The organism is Arthrobacter parietis (assembly GCF_039530425.1).
GTDB classification, from domain to species: Bacteria; Actinomycetota; Actinomycetes; order Actinomycetales; family Micrococcaceae; genus Arthrobacter_D; species Arthrobacter_D parietis.
Genome location: NZ_BAAAON010000001.1, coordinates 328,742 through 346,367 on the forward strand (window position 1 = coordinate 328,742; position 17,626 = coordinate 346,367).

Here is a 17,626-nt window from a genome sequence, read left to right on the forward strand (position 1 = left end):
GTGCCATGGGCGGGTGGGAGGCGAACAGCTTCTTCACCCCTCCGCCGCGGAACGGATTCGCAATCATCAGGTGCGAGGTGTTGACCAGCTGCTGGCTCTGCGGCAGCGGCGCCTGCTGCGTTCCGCGCTCGAGTTTACGCAGGGCGGAGGCGAGAGCCAGCGGGTCTTCCGTGAGGCGGGCGCCGTCTTCATCGGCGTCGTACTCGCGGGTTCGGCCGATGGCCATCTGGATGAGCCCCGCAGCAAGCGGTGCAAGGAACGCCAACAGCAGCGCCGCGATCGGGTTGCCACCCGAGTTCCGGTTGCCGCCCATCAGGCCAGTGAACGCGAACATCTGCGCAACCGAGGTGATGACGCCGGCAACAGCGGCGGCAACAGACCCGGTCAGGATGTCACGGTTATAGACATGCATCAGCTCATGCCCAAGCACACCCCGCAGCTCGCGCTCGCTGAGAATCTGCAGGATGCCCTGGGTGCAGCAGACCGCTGCGTTTTCCGGGTTCCGGCCGGTGGCAAATGCGTTGGGCGCCATGGTCGGCGAGACGTACAGGCGGGGCATCGGCTTGCCCGCCTTGGTGCTGAGCTCGCGCACGATGCGGTACATCGCCGGCGCCTGCTGCTCCGTCACCGGAACAGCTTTCATGCTGCGGATAGCGAGTTTGTCGCTGTTCCAGTAGCTGTACGCGATCGAGCCGACACCGATCAGCGCGAAGATCCACAGGAACGCCGAACTGCGCGTGGCCGAAGCGATCACCGCACCGAACAGCAGGAAGATCCCCATCAGGGATCCGAAAAGCAGGGCCGTCTTGGCGCCGTTGAAGTGGTTGTGCACCTGTTCTCCTTGTTGACTTACCTACCGGTACAACGGCGCTGCGCTGCGCCCTGTTCCGCCGTCAGTTCCGCAGCCCTTCAGCGTGAAAGGACGGTGCACACGCAGGCGCGGTTGCCCTCGCCGTCGGCCAGCACAGTGAAAGACGGCGCCTGCGCATCGTCGACGACGGTGCCTCCTGCGGCGACGGCTGCGGCGATGCGCGCGTCAGCGACGTCGTGCGGCACCCACACGTCGAGGTGGAACCGCTGCCGTGGGGTCTCGTGCGCATCTGTGCCCTGGAACCAGAGCAGCGGAACCCGGCCGGAAGGGTCCACGACGTCGTCACCACTCACATTGCGGGCATCGCCGGTGAGCAACGCGGCCCAGAACGGTCCCGCGTCGGCGAGCGCCGCGGTATCGAGCGCGAGTTCCACTTCGGCGAGCGCCCCTGGCTGCGGCGTCAGGCCCTGCTCGTGCGCGATGGAACTGATGGCTCGTGCGAGGTCCACATCGCGCTGTGTCAGTGCACCGACGTCGTGACTGATCAGTTTCAGGTCCACGTGCGGGTAGGTGAGGGTGACATCGGGGTGATGGTTGGCTGCCTCTGCGGCCTCGGTCACAGCGGTCACGAACCGGAGCCCCGCGGTGAAGCTGCCGGTGCGGAAACGGGCGTGGATGCCCTGTGCGAGCTGGCGCCAGTCGTTGAGCCCGGCGTCGAGAATCTGCGTGCTGGTGAGCTTGTCCATGACCCCAGTATGTCGCGGCACGGGGCAGCTGTGACCTATCGGAGCACCTTATTGCGCGAGGGTCATCGAGATCTGATAGCGGTCGGACCGGTAGGTGGAGATCGAATACTCGATCGGCGTGCCGGGTTCTTCCGGTCCGGTGAATGAGCGCCGGTGAAAGAGGAGCACCGGGGCGCCCAGCGCGATGTCGAGCAGCTGCGCAATATCCGCTGACGCAGCACTTGCCTGGACGGTCTGTTCCACGCGCCGCACCGGATGCCCGGACGCCGAGAGCACGCGGTAGAGGGAACCGGTCAGGTCTTCGGCCAGCAGGTTGGGAAGCAGCGCTGGCGGGAGCCAGGACTCGTCAACGCTGACGGGTGCATTGTTGGCGAGCCGGAGTCGCCTCAACCGGTATCCCGGCGCATTCTCGGCAAGGCGAAGATGCGACGCCGCGGCGTCCGGCGGTTCACAGAGCTCAGCTGTGATCACGCGGGTGCTGGGTTGGAACCCGGCAGCGCGCATGTCGTCATTGAAGGACGCCAGGTGCAGCACCGACCGAACCATGCCATGGGACACGAAGGTGCCCTTGCCCTTTTCCCGTACCAGCTCGCCGTCCCGGACGAGATCGGAAATGGCTCGGCGCACGGTGATGCGCGAAACCCCGAACATCTCCTCGAGCTGGCGTTCACCGGGCAGCGCTTCGCCCGGCTTCAATCCTTGCGCGAGCTCCTGGACCTGGCGCCGCAACCGGAGATGCTTGAGCTCGCCTGACCGGTTTACACCGGTGCTGTGCGTTTTCTCCATGCATCTGTAATATCAGAACAACTGGTTATAACCAGTCACCGCGCCAGGAACTCGATCTGTGTCATCGAATGAACCGACCAGTATGCATTTGCCCCTGAAGACCTAAGGACCCGCATGACGCCCTATGGCAGGCAGCTCACCCACCGCCGGGAAATTTTGTGCAGCTTCAGTGACTCCGCCGGCCTCGACGCCACCGGAGCTGCACAAAACTTCCATCCCCGACCGGATACCCAGGCCAGATGAACAGCGGCCAGGACCGGGTACTCCGCGGCCGGCTGGTCACCGGCCAGCCGGCCGCGGACATTCTTGACGACGGCGCCATCTGGCTCGCCGGGGACCGCATCGAATGGTGCGGACCGGCGTCGGAGTTGCCAGCCGGGAGTCCGCAGGAGGTCGAGGAGGCCCCGGTGATCCTGCCGGGGCTGGTTGACCTGCACTGCCACGGCGGGGCTGGGCACACCTTCTCGGCCGACCCCGACGGCGCACGCGCTGTCGCGGCCCATCACGCTGCCAACGGAACGACGTCGCTGCTCGCCTCGCTGGTCTCCGCACCGGCTGAGGAGCTGATGGTACAGATTGAGGCGCTGCGGGACCTGGTCGACGACGGAACTCTCGCCGGCCTGCACCTCGAAGGCCCGTTCCTCGCCGCCGATATGTGCGGGGCACAGAACCCCGCGGCAATCATCGACGGCGATCCCGCCCTGCTTCGTCAGTGGCTCGAAACCGGGCGTGGAACCATACGGTCCCTCACACTGGCCCCGGAAACCCCCCACTTCGACGAGCTGGTGTCCCTCTGCCGGCAACACGGCGTCGTTCCGTCGGTCGGGCATACGGCGGCGACCGCCGCGCAGATGCGTGCGGCCCTTGAGCACAATCCGGGCGGGACGTGGTCGGCCACGCACCTGTTCAACCGCATGCCTCCTCTGGACCATCGCCGCCCAGGACCGATCGCAGTGCTGCTCGAAACAGCCCGCCGTGCGCCGGACTCCATGGTCCTGGAACTGATTGCCGACGGCGCGCACCTGCACCCGGACACCGTCCGGATGGTCTTCGGCCTCGTCGGCGCGGACGGTATCGCTCTTATCACGGATGCCATGGCCGCCGCCGGCATGAGCGACGGCGACTACACGCTCGGCACACTGGACGTCGAGGTGCGCAACGGAACCGCGCGGCTCGCTTCCCCGGACTGGACCGCCGGCGCCATCGCCGGAGGCACCAGCCGCCTGCTGGAGAACGTGCGGCGCTGCCGCGACTGGGGCATAAGCCTCGCCGATGCGGTTGCGGCCGCATCCTCCACTCCGGCACGGCTCATCGGGAACGACGACGTCGGAATGCTCAGCCCCGGACGGCGGGCAGATGTAGTGGTCGCCTCGGACGAGCTCGAAGTACTGCAGGTGTACCGCTCAGGTGCCCTGCAACAGCCAGCACCAAAGGAAAGGTCTTAACTGTGCAGGTCATCATCTGCGAGTCACCGGAACAGGTCGGTTCGCGCGCCGCGGACATCATCGAGGTACGCGTACGGCAAGGGCCGGCAGTGCTGGGCCTTGCGACGGGCAGTTCGCCGTCGGGAACCTACCGCGAGCTGATCCGTCGCCATCGGGAAGAACAGCTGAGTTTCAGCGACGCCACGGCGTTCACGCTCGATGAGTATGCGGGGCTCCCGCTGGATCACGACCAGTCCTACCACTCAACCATTCGCCGCGAGTTCGTGGATCACGTGGACCTCCCGCTATCCCGACTGCTGACTCCTCACGGGGACGCGGAAGACCTGCGGGCCGAAGCCGTCAGGTATGACGAGGCCATTCGCGAAGCCGGCGGCGTCGACATCCAGATCCTCGGCATCGGTGCGAACGGGCATATCGGCTTCAATGAGCCGACGTCGTCCCTCAATTCGCGGACCAGGGTCAAGACCCTCGCCGGAGCCACCCGGTCAGACAACGCACGGTTCTTCCCCGGCGGTGAGGTTCCCCAGCTCTGCCTGACCCAGGGGCTCGGAACCATCCGCGAGGCGCACCAGGCGGTGCTGGTAGCGCTGGGTGCCAACAAGGCCGGCGCCGTCCGGGCAATGGTTGAGGGACCGGTGAGTGCGTTCTGCCCTGCCTCGGTCCTGCAGCTGCACCCACGCGCCGTCGTCGTTCTGGATCCCGAGGCAGCCTCCCAGCTGCAGCTGATCGACTACTACCGCAGGGCGCAGGAACTGAACGACAAGCTGCTGGGCCGGTAGCACCGGCCGCCGGCAGCGTCAGTCCGGGCAGCGCCGGTCAGGGTTCGGGGTTCCGGGAATCGTACTGGCCGAAGCGCGGTTGGAGGCGTGCCAGCAGCACCACGAGCAGGATGCACACGATCCCGCCCCACAGCGCCGTCCAGCCCTCACCGATCCACTCGGCGAACCCGCCGCCCACCAGCTCCCCCAGCCTGGGGCCGCCAGCGACGACGACGATGAACACTCCCTGCAGGCGCCCCCTCATCGCATCGGGAGTTGCTGACTGCAGAATGGTGCTGCGGAAGACGCCGCTGACCGAGTCCGAAACACCCGCCAACAGGAGGCAGACGGCGGCAGGGATGATCCACGGCGTCATCCCGCCGTCGGGTGACCGCCCGGCCAGGATGACGACCAGCCCGAAGGCGCTGATCGACGCGCCCCAGCCGACGACGGACCACTGGACCGCCCGCCCCTGCCGGTGGATGTGCCCCAATGGACCCGAGAACAGTCCGGATAGGACTGCCCCGAATGCGCTTGCTCCCAGCAGGATGCCGACGGTCAGCTCACCGCCGCCGATGAACACGGCACCCACCGCCGGCAGGAGCACGCGCGGCTGGGCCATGACCATTGCCGCAAGGTCAATGAGGAACGTCATCCGGATGTTCGGCCGCGTGCCGAGGTAGCGGAATCCTTCGATGACGGTGGCAAGGCCGGCTCGGCGCACCGGCCCTTCCGGCGGCATGGCTGGCAGGCGGAACAGCGCCCACAGCGCGGCGGTGAAGGTAACGACGTCGATGGTGTAGGTCCAGCCATAGCCCACCTGGGCGATGAGCACGCCGGCCAGCATGGGACCGACGGTGAAGGCGAGCCCAAACGTGATCATGGACAGGGCGTTGGCTGCGGGAAGCAGCTCAGGGCGCACCAGCCGCGGGATGATGGCCGTCCGCGTGGGCTGGTTGATGCCTGCAAACCCGCTGTGGACGGCGATCAGGAGGTACAACAGCCAGATGTTGTCAGCACCCATCCAGGCCTGCAGCGCGATGCCGATGGTTGACGCCCACAGTCCCAGACCGGACAGCAGCGCCACCTTGCGGCGATCATGCGCGTCCGCCACCGCGCCGCCATACAGGCCGGCGAAGATTAGCGGCACCAGTGCGAACAACCCGATGAGACCGACGTTCAGGCTTGATCCCGTGATGTCGTAAACCTGCAGGCTGACTGCAACGAGGGTGAGGTTGGTGCCGATCGCGGACAGCGCCGTGCCGAAGTACAGTCTGCGGAACGCCGGACTTTCCTTTAGCGGAGTGATATCGGCAAGGAGTCTGGGCACCCGGCAAGTGTACCGGCGGAGCGGTTACCTCCGGCAACGACTCACGGTTCCTCCTACCGTTTCATCAGCCTGCTGACTTTCCTTCCTACGGTGGCTAGGGTTGCTCTCACAGTGCGGTGCGTCGCCGATCATCCAGCGGGAGGAAAATCATCATGCTTACCAGCGAAGTTGCTGAAGGAATCCACTGGCTCGAGCACGCCCACGTGAACGTCTACTTCGTTGAGCAGGAGGATCGCGTCATGATTGTCGACGCCGGCCTTCCGGGCATCTGGCCGCACATCAGGGCCGCGCTGCGGGAACTCGGGTTCGAGAATTCGGTGGTGGCACTGGTTCTCACTCACGCGCACTTTGACCACGTGGGCGTAGCCGCCAAGCTGCGCACTACCTACCGCCTGCCCATTCTTGTCCATCCCGGGGACGCCTACATTGCCGCGCATCCCTACCGCTACAAGCACGAGCTGAACCGCCTGACCGTACCCTTGCGCAATCCGGGAAGCCTGCCGATCCTCGGCAGAATGACACTCGCGGGGGCTTTGACGGTCCGCGGCGTCACGGACACGCTGCCGCTTGTGCCCGGAATTGCGGGCAACCTTCCCGGCACCCCGGAGATCATCCACGTTCCCGGCCATACCGCCGGCCATGTGGCCCTCCACTTCGCGGACCGGCAAACGCTGATCGTCGGCGACGCACTGGTCACCCTGAATCCCTATACCGGCCTGAAAGGACCCCAGATCGTCTCCGGAGCGGCAACGGCGGACTCACCGCAGGCACTGGAATCGCTCGACCGGATCGCGGCGCTTCCCGCCGACAGGGTGCTGACCGGACACGGCGAGCCATGGCTCTCAACTCCGGCAGACGCCGTCGCCATCGCCAGGCTGAATGGGCCGTCCTGACGGATCAGTCTGAAGCGTGTTCGGCGATGGCGGTGTCAATCGCCTCCAGCAGCCGCTCATTCCCGAGAATCCGGAAGTGCCCCATCACATCCAACTGCACGTTGGTGGCCCCGACCAGCTCGCTGCCGCCCGGAATGTGCGGGTCGAACGTCCCGTAGATCGAGGTGATGCGCGAATTCACCGCGAGGTTGGCGCGCAGCGCGTTCAGGGTCCGGTTCCGTGGCGAGAAGGCCCGCAGGCTCGGCAGCAGCGCAAACATGGCGTAAACCGAGCCTGAAAACGGCGAGTTCACCGCAATGAGCTGGCGGACACGCGGCGCGGAATCCGGCAGGGTCATGACGTACTTCCCGATCAGGCCACCCTTGCTGTGGGCCACAAGGACCACGTCGGTCAGGTTTCGCTCACGCAGGTATTGCTCCACCAGCTCAGCCATCGCGGGAACGGTTCCACGGTTGTAGCCCAGAGCCGTGACCGCATGCACAGGATGCCCCGCTGCGTGCAGGTGGGATGCCACCGGGTGCATGAACTGCCAGGGCTCATAGATACCGGGCAGCAGAATCACGGGCGCCTTGTCCCCGGACAGCTGCCGACCAGCATCTCCCCGGAACAGAAAGCCACGGGCCTGCCAGAAGCCAACATAGGCGTAATCGAGGATCCACGCCCCGCCGCGCCTAAGCAGCCGCATGCGGGTCTCCCTTGAGCAGCCCCCGAGCGGTCTCTGCCGGTCGGCTGTACATCAGGACGTGCGGAACGTCCGGAACCTCCACCACTGTGGCATTGGGATTGGCGTCGGCCAGCCGCAGCAGCCAGTCCGTCGGGGCGATCGGATCCCGTTCCCCGCGCATCAGCACCACCGGGCACGCTACGCAGGGAAGCGCCTCCTCGAGCTTGTGGCCGACCATCGCCGGGAGGGTCCGCAGATACGGCACGATCGAGCGCAGATAGTCCGTGAACACCATCAGGTTCACGGCCGGTGATTCACGCAGCGTGTCCTGCGCCAACCGCAGCGCCTGCTTGCCGATGGAGCGTTCGCGATCATTCACGGTAGGGCCAAGCAGCACGAGTTTGTGCACCAGCTCCGGCCCGTGCGCCGCAGTTTCGGTTGCCACCTGACACCCCATCGAGTGCCCAATAAGCACCACGGAGCCCACATCGAGGTTGCGCAGAACGGTCAGCACAATCTCTCCGAGCTCCGGAACAGACAGCGGGCGGTGCGGCCCTGGAGAGGAACCGAACCCGGGCAGCTCGATGGCATACACCGCACTGTTCCGCGCCAGTTCGGCGGCGAGACGCTCAAAGTAGCGGGCCGAGACGCCGATACCGTGAACCAGCACCACAGGATCTCCCCGCCCCACTCTCCGCACGGTCACCACGCAGTCCGCAACGCGCTCCTTAACTACGTCATCCCATGGCCCGCGGCCCATTCTCCTACCCTTCATCGCCGGCATCTCCATCCAGCGTAGTCCGTTAGGTTCGGCTTATTATGAATTACTCACAACAGATGTTTGACTGGTGTCATGACCGAACATACCGCGCCCGCGAACACGTGGGCTGCGTCCCTGCGTTCAGCGGGACGCCGGGTGACGAAGCAGCGCCTGGCGGTACTCGCCGCCGTTGAGCAGTCGCCGCATTCAACCGCGGACGACGTCGTCACTGCGGTCCGCGCCGAACTCGCCGACATCACCGTGCAGTCGGTCTACGTAGTGCTCTCCGACCTCACCGTCAGCGGACTGCTGCGCAGGATCGAAACACCCAACTCGCCCGCACGGTATGAGACCAGGGTGAATGACAATCACCACCACGCCGTCTGCACCGGGTGCGGCCGGATCGAGGATGTGGACTGCGCCGTGGGGCATGCACCGTGCCTGACGCCCGCCTGGTCGCCGGGCTCAAACCAGATGACCATCCAGATTGCCGACGTCGTCTATCAGGGCCTGTGCAACGACTGCCGCGAGGCATCCGCCCAAAATTTCACCACTACTTCCTGAACTAACTGAAACACACTGAAAGAAGGAGAATCCATGACTGCCAACTACAGCACCACCCAATCGGGTGCCCCCGTTGTTGACGACAGCAATTCCTCGGCGCTGGGCCGCGACGGCGCCATCCCGCTGACTGACCATTACCTGATCGAGAAGCTCGCCCAGTTCAACCGCGAGCGCGTGCCCGAGCGCGTTGTGCACGCCAAGGGCGGCGGCGCATTCGGCGTATTCGAGGCCACTGAGGACGTCAGCAAGTACACCAAGGCAGCTCTCTTCCAACAGGGCGCACAGACCGAGACGCTGCTCCGGTTCTCCTCCGTCGCCGGTGAGCAGGGTTCTCCTGATACCTGGCGCGACCCCCGCGGGTTCGCCCTGAAGTTCTACACCTCCGAGGGCAACTACGACCTCGTGGGCAACAACACCCCGGTTTTCTTCATCCGCGACGGCATCAAGTTCCCCGACTTCATCCACTCGCAGAAGCGCCTTCCCGGCTCCAACCTGCGTGATGCAGACATGCAGTGGGACTTCTGGACCCTCTCCCCCGAGTCCGCACACCAGGTGACCTGGCTGATGGGTGACCGCGGCCTCCCCGCCTCGTGGCGGACCATGAACGGTTACGGCTCACATACCTACCAGTGGATCAACGAGGCCGGAGAAAAGTTCTGGGTCAAGTACCACTTCAAATCTGCCCAGGGCCACGAGGCGCTGACCGGCGACGAGGCCGAGGCACTCGCCGGCTCCGACGCCGACCACCACATCCGTGACCTCTACGAGAACATCGAGCAGGGCAACTTCCCCAGCTGGGATCTCAAGGTCCAGGTTATGCCGTATGAGGATGCGAAGAACTACCGGTTCAACCCGTTCGATCTCACCAAGGTGTGGCCGCACGCGGACTACCCGCTGATCCCGGTCGGCAAGCTGACCCTGAACCGCAACCCGGAGAACTACTTCGCGCAGATCGAACAGGCAACCTTCGCGCCGTCGAACTTCGTTCCGGGCATCGCCGCGTCGCCGGACCGCATGCTGCAGGCACGCATCTTCTCCTACGCAGACGCACACCGCTACCGCGTGGGCACCAATCACGCGCAGCTGCCCGTCAATGCCCCGAAGAGCGAGGTTCGCAACTACTCCAAGGACGGCGGCGCACGCTTCTTCTTCAACTCGCCGCAGACCCCGGTCTACGCACCGAACTCGATGGGCGGCCCTGCTGCAGATCCGTCGCTGACGGGCCCCGAGGGCGGCTGGGAGAACGACGGCGATCTGGTGCGTGCCGCCCACAGCCTCCACGCTGAGGACGACGACTTCGGTCAGGCCGGAACGCTGTACCGGGAGGTCTACAACGACGCCGAGAAGGCCCGTTTCCTGGAGAACATCACCGGTGCGGTGAGCGGAGTAACCATTGCGGACATCCGCGAACGCGCCATCCAGTACTGGACCAATGTCGATGCCGATCTCGGTGCGAAGCTACGCGCCAACCTCGGCAGCGCGTCCGGTGCTGCACAGAACTCTGACGCCGAGGCTGCGAACAAGTTCTAGTCCGTAGCGTTTGACCACGCAACGCTGAAGGGCGGGCCCATAGCGGGCCCGCCCTTCCTGCACTTCTTATCTGTTTGCCTGGGAGAGAGCCTGGTCCAGTCCGGTGAAGAAGCGGTCCATCAGCAAGTGCAGTGCCTGTTCGACGGAATCCCGGTCCTGGTTCAGGACGTAGTCATACTGCAGGCCGTACAGACTTGTTGTGAACAACCGCGCCGAGGAATCGGCCTCCGCACGCTGCATACCCTGATTGACCAGCCAGTCTGCCGAAAAGGAATGCCAGTAAGCGAACTTCCTCATGGCACTGCCTCGTGGATTGAGGCTCACTGCATCCTGAAGAGCCGCTTCGAATTCAAGGCGCTGCAGCTGTCGGTTTCGCTCAATCAGGAGCCAGTTCCAGGAATCGAGAATCCACCTGCGGAAATCTTCCCGGGCAAATCCTTCGGGATTCTCAGGCTTCAACGCGTCATGACGCGCCTCGATGTGCCGGACAATCTCATTGATGAGTTCCTCGCGGTTGCCGAAGTGGTACACGAGTACGTAGCTGCTGATACCCAGGCCGTCCGCCAGGGTGCGGAAGCTCAGGCTCGCGAACGTCTTGTCGAGGAGATGATCGACAATCTGCTCGAGGAGCTCGTTCTTCCGTTCCGGTTTCGGGGGGCGCGCCATTGCTGAATAGTACAGCGCGTGGAGCACGCCCCCGTGCGCACTTCCTACTTCCCGGCGCGCAATTCCTCCAACACCGGCTCGCCCGTTTTATCTTCTGCGGCAAGGCGTGAGTGCCGCTGTCCATAGGCGAAGTAGATAGCGAAACCGACCACGAGCCAGATCCCGAAGAACACCCAGGTCACGGTGGCCAGGTTGAGCATGAGGTACACGCAGAGGATGGCCGACAGGATCGGAATGACCTTGCCGAACGGCACACGGAAGGATGGCTTCAGGTCGGGCCGCTTCTTCCGGAGTACCAGGATGCCCAGACTGACGGTGACGAACGCGGAAAGCGTGCCGATATTGATCATCTCGGCGAGCAGTTCAACCTCGGTGAAACCGGCCAGGAGAGCGACGACGACGCCACACAGAATCTGCGTGCGCGCAGGAGTGCTTCGCTTGGCTGAGGTCCGGCTCAGTCCGCGGGGCATCAGGCCGTCGCGACTCATGGCGAAGATGACGCGCGCCAGGCCCATGAGCAGCACCATGATGACCGTGGTCAGCCCGATCAGGCTGCCCACGGAAATGATTCCGGCGGCCCAGTCAGCACCCACAAGCTGGAATGCGGTGGCCAACGACGGCGACTCGGTTGCGGCCAGCTCCTGGTAGGACACCATGCCTGTCACGGCCAGCGTCACCAGGATGTAAAGCACGGTCACCAGGGCGAGTCCGCTGAAGATGCCGCGCGGGAGGGTCTTCTGTGGATTCTTCACTTCCTCCGCGGAAGTGGCCACGACGTCGAAGCCGATGAATGCGAAGAACACCAGTGCCGCGCCGGAGATGATGCCCGTGAAGCCGTACATGGCAGGATTTGCGCCGCTAAGGAAGGACAGGAACGGCTGGGACGCCCAGCTGCTGTCGAGTTCGGCCGGTGCCTCGGAGGCAGGGACAAACGGCGTGTAGTTTGCGCCATCAATGTAGAAGAACCCAACGACGATGACGAACAGGACGATGGCGATCTTGATGATCGTGAAGATGTTGTTCACGCGGGCGGAAAGCTTGGTTCCCAGCACCAGGATCATCGTGAAGATGGCGACGATGATCAGCGGGCCCCAGTACACCGTGATGCCCAGGAGGTTGACCTGGGACGGAACGTCGAGGTTAAGCACCGCGAACAGATCGCTGAGGTAGACGCCCCAGAACTTCGCGATGACGGCGCCCGCCATCAGCAGCTCGAGGATGAGGTTCCACCCGATGATCCACGCGAGAAGCTCTCCCATGGTGGCGTAGGTAAAGACGTACGCACTGCCTGCCACGGGCATTGCCGTTGCGAACTCGGCGTAGCACATGATGGCGAGCGCGCAGGTGATGGCGGCGAGCACAAACGAGATGGTCACTGCAGGGCCGGCGTTGAATGCTGCTGCCTGGGCACCGACAGAGAAGATCCCGGCACCGACAGCAACTGCGACGCCCATGATCATGAGGTCCCAGGTGGTCAGCGACCGCTTGAGTGTGCGGCCTTTCTCACCTGAGTCTGCGATCGATTGTTCGATCGACTTGGTACGGAAAAGATTCACGGCTTTGTGTCCTCTGTGGGGAAAACTGACCGGTCAATCGTAATGAGCACGTAATACGCCTCCACATTCGTCTCGGCATGTGAGACGAATGTGGAGGCGTATTGGGACGGTCAGTGTCTGGTTGAGACAGGCGCCGACTCCGTCAGTGGGCGTGCGCCGTCGTCGTCCGTGTGTTCAACCAGGCGAGCGCCTTCAACGTCAACATCGGGCAGGACGCGGTCCAGCCACTTCGGCAGCCACCAGGCTGAGCGGCCGAGGAGGTGCATCGCGGCCGGGATGAGGGTCATCCGGACCACGAACGCATCGAGCAGCACACCGAACGCCAGGCCGAAACCGATGGGGCGGACCATGGTCAGATGCGAGAAGACAAAGCCTGCGAACACCGAGACCATGATGATGGCCGCAGCCGTGACCACCCTGGCGCCGTGGCTGAATCCGACCCGCACGGCTTCCTTGGCGGGCCGGCCATGGACGAAGGACTCGCGCATACCGGAGACAAGGAACATCTGGTAATCCATGGCCAGACCGAAGAGCACGCCGATCAGGATGATGGGGAGGAAGCTCAGGATCGGGCCGGGGTTGGTGACGCCGAAGAAGTCTCCCAGCCAGCCCCACTGGTAGATCGCGACGGTGGCACCGAAGCTGGCCAGTAGCGAGAGCAGGAAGCCGGCGGTGGCGATGAGCGGCACCAGGATGGACCGGAACACCAGGAGCAGCAATACCAGCGACAGCCCGACGACGATGCCCAGGTAGAGCGGCATGGCCTCCATGAGTTTCGCGGAGACGTCGATGTTCGCGGCGGTCTGCCCCGTGACGGACACGGTCACGCCGGTAGCGTCCTCGATGCTGGCGGCTTCGGCACGGAGGTCACGCACCAGTTGCTCGGTGCTCTCGCTCGCCGGGCCTTCTTCCGGGATGACCTGGTAGATCGCGGTGCGTCCGTCGTCGCTGATTCCGGCAGGGACAGCGGTGACGACGTCATCAATGGCGGCGAGGCGGTCGGCGACGTCGAGCTGGAGGTCGGTGCGCTCGCCCTCGTCCTCGATCGGGGGCAGTTCACCGACGGCGAGGAGAGGTCCGTTGGTGCCTTCGCCGAACTTCTCCCCCACCAGTGTGTAGGCCTGGTAGGCGGTGGAATCGGTCGGCTCGGAGCCGCCGTCAGGCAGGCCGACGCGCAGTTCCAGCGCCGGCAAAGCAAGCACACAGAGCGCGACGACGCCAACCAGTACCGTGAGGATGGGTTTGCGGGTGACAAAACCGCCCCAGCCGCGGCCTGCGGCATAGGAATTGTCAACAGAGTGCTCGTCAGCCTCTGCCTCGCTGGCGGAGTGCGCGGTCTTCCAGCGGCGTTTCGAGATGACCCTGCGGCCCATGAAACCAAGCAGCGCGGGCGTCAGGGTGAGCGCAACCAACACGGCGACGGCGACTGTTCCGGCAGCGGACAGGCCGAGGATCGTGAGGAACGGCAGGCCGGGGACGGCGAGCGCAGCCAGCGCGATGATGACCGTGATGCCCGCGAAAAGCACAGCGTTGCCCGCGGTTCCGGTGGCGCGTGCGATGGATTCCTGCAGCGGCATGCCGCGCAGCAGCTGTGTGCGGTGGCGGTTCACGATGAAGAGCGAATAATCGATCCCGACGGCGAGTCCGAGCATCAGCGCGAGCACCGGCGAGATGGAGCTCATCTGGATGACTCCGGTGAGTGCGAAGGTTATTCCGACGCCGACTCCTACGCCGACGATGGCCATGAGCAGCGGCAGGCCGGCTGCTACCAGCGTCCCGAGCATGACGATCAGGACAATGGCGGCGACCAGGAGGCCGATGACCTCGGCCGGACCGAAAATCTCGGAGATGTCCTGGACGATCTCCTTGCTGTATTCGACGTTCAGCCCGGCTTCAGTCGCGGCGCCCGCTGCTTCCTGGACCGCTTCACGGGTCTCGGGTGTGATGGCGTCTACTGCGGTGGTGAACTGGACGCTGGCAACCGCTGTGGTGCCGTCGTCGGACACGAACTGAATGGCTGAGGTGGCCTCGAGGAGGCGCTCTCCGCGCTCGAGTTCCACTCGGGCTGCGTCGAGTTCTGCCTGGCCCTCGTCGAGCTGGGCGCGCTGGGCGTCGATCTCGGCCTGGGCGGCATCAAGCTGCGCCACGGTTGCGTCGATCTGCTCAGCGGGCAGGAACGCCTTCCCCGCTTCAAATTGAGCGCGCTGGTCATCGAGCTGCGCCTGGGCGGCATCGAGTTGGGCGGCGCCGTCGGCGAGCTCCTGGGCGCCGGCCTCGAGTTCCGCCCTGCCGTTCGCGATCTCCTCGCGGCTGTCGGCGAGCTGCTGGGCAGTCTCGAACGGGTCGATGACTGATTCGACGCCGTCGAGCCCTTCCACCTCCGTGAGGGCAGCCGTGACTTCCTCCTGCTGCTCCGCGGTGAACTCACCGTCAGTGCTCTGGAAAACGATGGTCCCCATGCCGCCGACGGCCTCGGGCATCTCCTCCTTGAGCTGATTGAGGACACGCTGTGACTCGGTGCCCGGGATGGTGAAGTTGTTGCTCAGTGTGCCGGAGAAGGCGACGGCGGAGCCACCTACCGCAACCATGATGGCCAGCCAGGCGGAGACCACCCACCAGCGGCGGCGGTAGGCGAAGGAACCGAGTCGGTACAGGAGGAAAGCCATGGTGTTGTGCGTCCTGGGTTAGAGGTCTGGATTAGGAGGAAGGACGGGAGAAGCCGTCGCGCAGCATGGTCAGCGTCGCGACGATGGAGTCCTCGAGGGTTTGCGCCGCATTGTGGTCCGGGTTCTCACTCGATGCCCATTCCCGCATTGCGGCCTTGGCGCAGGAGAGAAGTGAGCCGACCAGCGCGTGCACGTAGAGGGTTGATGCCTGGCCGCGCAGCCGGTCCTCGACCGCGCTGATGATGCGGGCTTCAGCCCGCTCCCAGGCGAGGAGGTGGGTACCGAGGAGGTCCGGGTTGCCTGCAGCCATGCGGAAGAGGTCGCCGCAGTCCTTCAGGTTTTCCACCTTGGTGGTGGCGGCGAGCGCGGCAATCATCGCGTCGAGGATGGGCTCATCCCCGGGACGGTCCGCGAGTTCGGCTTCGGCGCGGTCGAGAAACGACTCCGTGGAGACGATCAGTGCCTCTTCTGGGCTGTGAAAGTAGTTGAAGAAGGTGCGTCGGGAGACGTTCGCCTGATCGGCTATTTGCTCAGCCGTGAATCCGCCCATGCCGTGGGTGCGTGCGAGGTCCAGAGCCGCCTGGGCAATGGCCCTCCGTGTTTCGAGCTTGTTCTGCTCGCGGCGGCTGATTTGCTGTTCTGTCACATACTTACACTATGTGCAACTTTGCACAGAGTGCAAACTGGCGTTCCCGCCGTCGCGCGTGCGGGCCACATTCCCCGGGTACTGAGCATGAAACGGCGTGTCGCCTACCGACACGCCGTTTATTGGGCAAGCCATCCCTAAGAAGGTGGGGAAACCGGCCCACCGCGAAGAACCCCTGGCACTTACTCCCCGCGGGAAATCGCGATCATGTCCTCGCGCGGAACCAGCTTCACACGCTCGCGGACCAGCTCAGGCAGGCTGCCGTCGTCGTGCATGTAGTTGGCGCCCAGCTTCATTTCGTGGGAATCGAGCTTCAGCCAGCCCTCCCAGGTGGTGTACCGGACGCCGCGATCCTCAAGGAGGTTGATGATGGCGTCTTCCGACGGATGCTCTGCCGGGGGCAGGTTGAGGCGGTCCTCCAGGAGGTAGCCGATGGTCTCAAGGGCGTCACCCTTGGTGTGGCCGATCAGCCCCACGGGCCCACGCTTGATCCAACCCGTGCAGTAGATGCCGGGCACCGCGTTGCCTGACTCGTCGATGACCCGGCCGCCCTCGTTGGGAATGACGCCGGCCTGCTCGTCGTAGCCCACCTCCGGAAGTTCGGAGCCGAAGTAGCCGATAGCCCGGTAGAGCGCCTGGACCGGGTAGTCGAGATACTCGCCCGTACCCTCGACTGAGCCGCTGCCGTTGAGGCGGGTGCGTTCGAAGCGGATGTTCGCAACCTTGCCCGGAGTCTCCGGCGAGTCAGTGATCTCCACAGGACTGTGCAGGAAGTGCAGGTGAAGGCGGCGCGACGCCGTGAACTCCGCCGGGTCTTCCGGCTGCTCAACCAGCCAGTTGGTCAGCGTCTTGACCATCGTCTTCGTCTGGTTATTGCTGGCGATCTGCTGTTCCGAGGCCTCGTCAAAGTCGAAATCCTCCGGGTACAGCACAATGTCGACGTCCCGTGAGTGGGACAGCTCGCGCAGTTCCAGCGGCGTGAACTTTACCTGTGCGGGACCGCGGCGGCCGAAGACGTGCACGTCCGTCACCGGCGACTTCTTCAGCGCGGCGTAGACGTTGGATGGAATCTCCGTGACCAGGAGGTCATCGGCGTGCTTGGAGAGGACGCGGGCGATGTCCAGGGCCACGTTGCCGTTGCCGATAACAGCGATCTCCTTGGCGTCCAGCGGCCAGTCCCGGTCAACGTCAGGGTGCCCGTCATACCAGGAGACGAAGTCCGCTCCGCCGAAGGAGCCTTCGAGGTCGACCCCCGGGATGTTGAGGTCCGCGTCCTTCACCGCACCGGTGGCAAAAATGACGGCATCGTAGAAGGTGCGGAAGTCTTTCAGTGTGAGGTCGCGGCCATAGTTGACGTTACCGAGGAAGCGGATGTCCCCGCGGTCCAGCACTTTATGCAGCGCGGTCACAATTCCCTTGATACGCGGGTGATCAGGGGCCACACCGTACCGGATCAGGCCGTACGGCGCCGGGTACTGGTCAAAAAGGTCGATGGAAACTTCGAAGTCTCCGCCCTTGACCTCCTGCGACTTTGTCAGGATGTCTGCGGCATACACACCGGCCGGGCCTGCGCCGATGATGGCGACCCGAAGTGGACGGACCGACGTCGTGCTGGACACTGATGCCTTCTTCCTGGTGGATGACCTGGGGGCTCCCTGAGGACTTCTCCTAAGGGATGAACGGACGCACATTAGCGCACAGTTTCCTATTCTAAATCCCCCGTCCGATGCGCGTCGAAACCAGTGGCGCGGATCACCCGCTCCCCCACCCGCGTTGCTTACGGAATAGGAACGGCACGACGGCGG

General features: G+C 64.5%; 16 protein-coding genes. 5 read left to right on the forward strand and 11 right to left on the reverse strand.

Going from position 1 to position 17,626, the window contains the following annotated elements:
- The 3 genes from htpX to ABFX19_RS01575 form a co-directional block, all read right to left on the reverse strand.
- Positions 1 to 832: zinc metalloprotease HtpX (gene htpX, locus ABFX19_RS01565; protein WP_346027232.1), on the reverse strand; the 832-nt coding region annotated here is incomplete at its 3' end.
- Positions 833 to 909: 77 nt separating this feature from the next.
- On the reverse strand, positions 910 to 1,557 hold the full coding sequence (locus tag ABFX19_RS01570; protein WP_346027233.1) for a 4a-hydroxytetrahydrobiopterin dehydratase: 648 nt from the start codon (positions 1,555 to 1,557) through the stop codon (positions 910 to 912).
- Positions 1,558 to 1,605: 48 nt separating this feature from the next.
- Positions 1,606 to 2,343, reverse strand: a complete 738-nt coding sequence (locus ABFX19_RS01575; protein WP_346027234.1) for a GntR family transcriptional regulator — start codon at positions 2,341 to 2,343, stop codon at positions 1,606 to 1,608.
- Between the two features lie 239 nt (positions 2,344 to 2,582).
- On the opposite strand from ABFX19_RS01575, the gene nagA reads away from it, so the two are divergent.
- Both nagA and nagB read left to right on the forward strand, forming a co-directional pair.
- Positions 2,583 to 3,788: an N-acetylglucosamine-6-phosphate deacetylase gene (gene nagA, locus ABFX19_RS01580; protein WP_346027235.1), complete on the forward strand. Its 1,206-nt coding sequence runs from the start codon at positions 2,583 to 2,585 to the stop codon at positions 3,786 to 3,788.
- A gap of 2 nt (positions 3,789 to 3,790) precedes the next feature.
- Positions 3,791 to 4,567: a glucosamine-6-phosphate deaminase gene (gene nagB / locus ABFX19_RS01585; protein ID WP_346027236.1), complete on the forward strand. Its 777-nt coding sequence runs from the start codon at positions 3,791 to 3,793 to the stop codon at positions 4,565 to 4,567.
- Positions 4,568 to 4,604: 37 nt separating this feature from the next.
- Here the strand turns inward: nagB and ABFX19_RS01590 are convergent, their stop codons facing one another.
- Positions 4,605 to 5,876, reverse strand: a complete 1,272-nt coding sequence (locus tag ABFX19_RS01590; RefSeq protein ID WP_277359269.1) for an MFS transporter — start codon at positions 5,874 to 5,876, stop codon at positions 4,605 to 4,607.
- Positions 5,877 to 6,028: 152 nt separating this feature from the next.
- Here ABFX19_RS01590 and ABFX19_RS01595 point away from each other — a divergent pair, with 152 nt between their 5' ends.
- On the forward strand, positions 6,029 to 6,769 hold the full coding sequence (locus tag ABFX19_RS01595) for an MBL fold metallo-hydrolase (protein ID WP_346027237.1): 741 nt from the start codon (positions 6,029 to 6,031) through the stop codon (positions 6,767 to 6,769).
- A 4-nt stretch (positions 6,770 to 6,773) separates the two neighbouring features.
- On the opposite strand, the gene ABFX19_RS01600 is transcribed toward ABFX19_RS01595, so the two are convergent.
- On the reverse strand, positions 6,774 to 7,454 hold the full coding sequence (locus tag ABFX19_RS01600; RefSeq protein WP_346027238.1) for an esterase/lipase family protein: 681 nt from the start codon (positions 7,452 to 7,454) through the stop codon (positions 6,774 to 6,776).
- A complete protein-coding gene (locus ABFX19_RS01605) occupies positions 7,441 to 8,193 on the reverse strand; it encodes an alpha/beta fold hydrolase (protein ID WP_277359272.1) in 753 nt (250 codons plus the stop codon). The genes ABFX19_RS01600 and ABFX19_RS01605 overlap by 14 nt, the downstream gene beginning before the upstream one ends.
- Positions 8,194 to 8,286: 93 nt before the next feature.
- Here ABFX19_RS01605 and ABFX19_RS01610 point away from each other — a divergent pair, with 93 nt between their 5' ends.
- Together ABFX19_RS01610 and ABFX19_RS01615 are read left to right on the forward strand one after the other, a co-directional pair.
- A complete protein-coding gene (locus ABFX19_RS01610; RefSeq protein WP_346027239.1) occupies positions 8,287 to 8,757 on the forward strand; it encodes a Fur family transcriptional regulator in 471 nt (156 codons plus the stop codon).
- Positions 8,758 to 8,790: 33 nt separating this feature from the next.
- A complete protein-coding gene (locus ABFX19_RS01615; RefSeq protein WP_277359274.1) occupies positions 8,791 to 10,287 on the forward strand; it encodes a catalase in 1,497 nt (498 codons plus the stop codon).
- Positions 10,288 to 10,353: 66 nt separating this feature from the next.
- On the opposite strand, the gene ABFX19_RS01620 is transcribed toward ABFX19_RS01615, so the two are convergent.
- From ABFX19_RS01620 to ABFX19_RS01640, 5 genes are all read right to left on the reverse strand, one after another.
- A complete protein-coding gene (locus ABFX19_RS01620) occupies positions 10,354 to 10,953 on the reverse strand; it encodes a TetR/AcrR family transcriptional regulator (protein ID WP_346027240.1) in 600 nt (199 codons plus the stop codon).
- Between the two features lie 44 nt (positions 10,954 to 10,997).
- Positions 10,998 to 12,509, reverse strand: a complete 1,512-nt coding sequence (locus ABFX19_RS01625) for an amino acid permease (RefSeq protein ID WP_346027241.1) — start codon at positions 12,507 to 12,509, stop codon at positions 10,998 to 11,000.
- Between the two features lie 110 nt (positions 12,510 to 12,619).
- Entirely contained in the window at positions 12,620 to 15,175 is a 2,556-nt protein-coding gene (locus ABFX19_RS01630; RefSeq protein ID WP_346027242.1) for an MMPL family transporter, read from the reverse strand.
- Between the two features lie 31 nt (positions 15,176 to 15,206).
- The gene (locus ABFX19_RS01635; protein WP_277359278.1) at positions 15,207 to 15,821 is read right to left on the reverse strand and encodes a TetR/AcrR family transcriptional regulator; all 615 of its coding nucleotides are present in this window, start codon (positions 15,819 to 15,821) and stop codon (positions 15,207 to 15,209) included.
- Positions 15,822 to 16,003: 182 nt separating this feature from the next.
- Entirely contained in the window at positions 16,004 to 17,440 is a 1,437-nt protein-coding gene (locus ABFX19_RS01640; RefSeq protein ID WP_277359279.1) for an FAD-dependent oxidoreductase, read from the reverse strand.
- Positions 17,441 to 17,626: the final 186 nt, after the last annotated feature.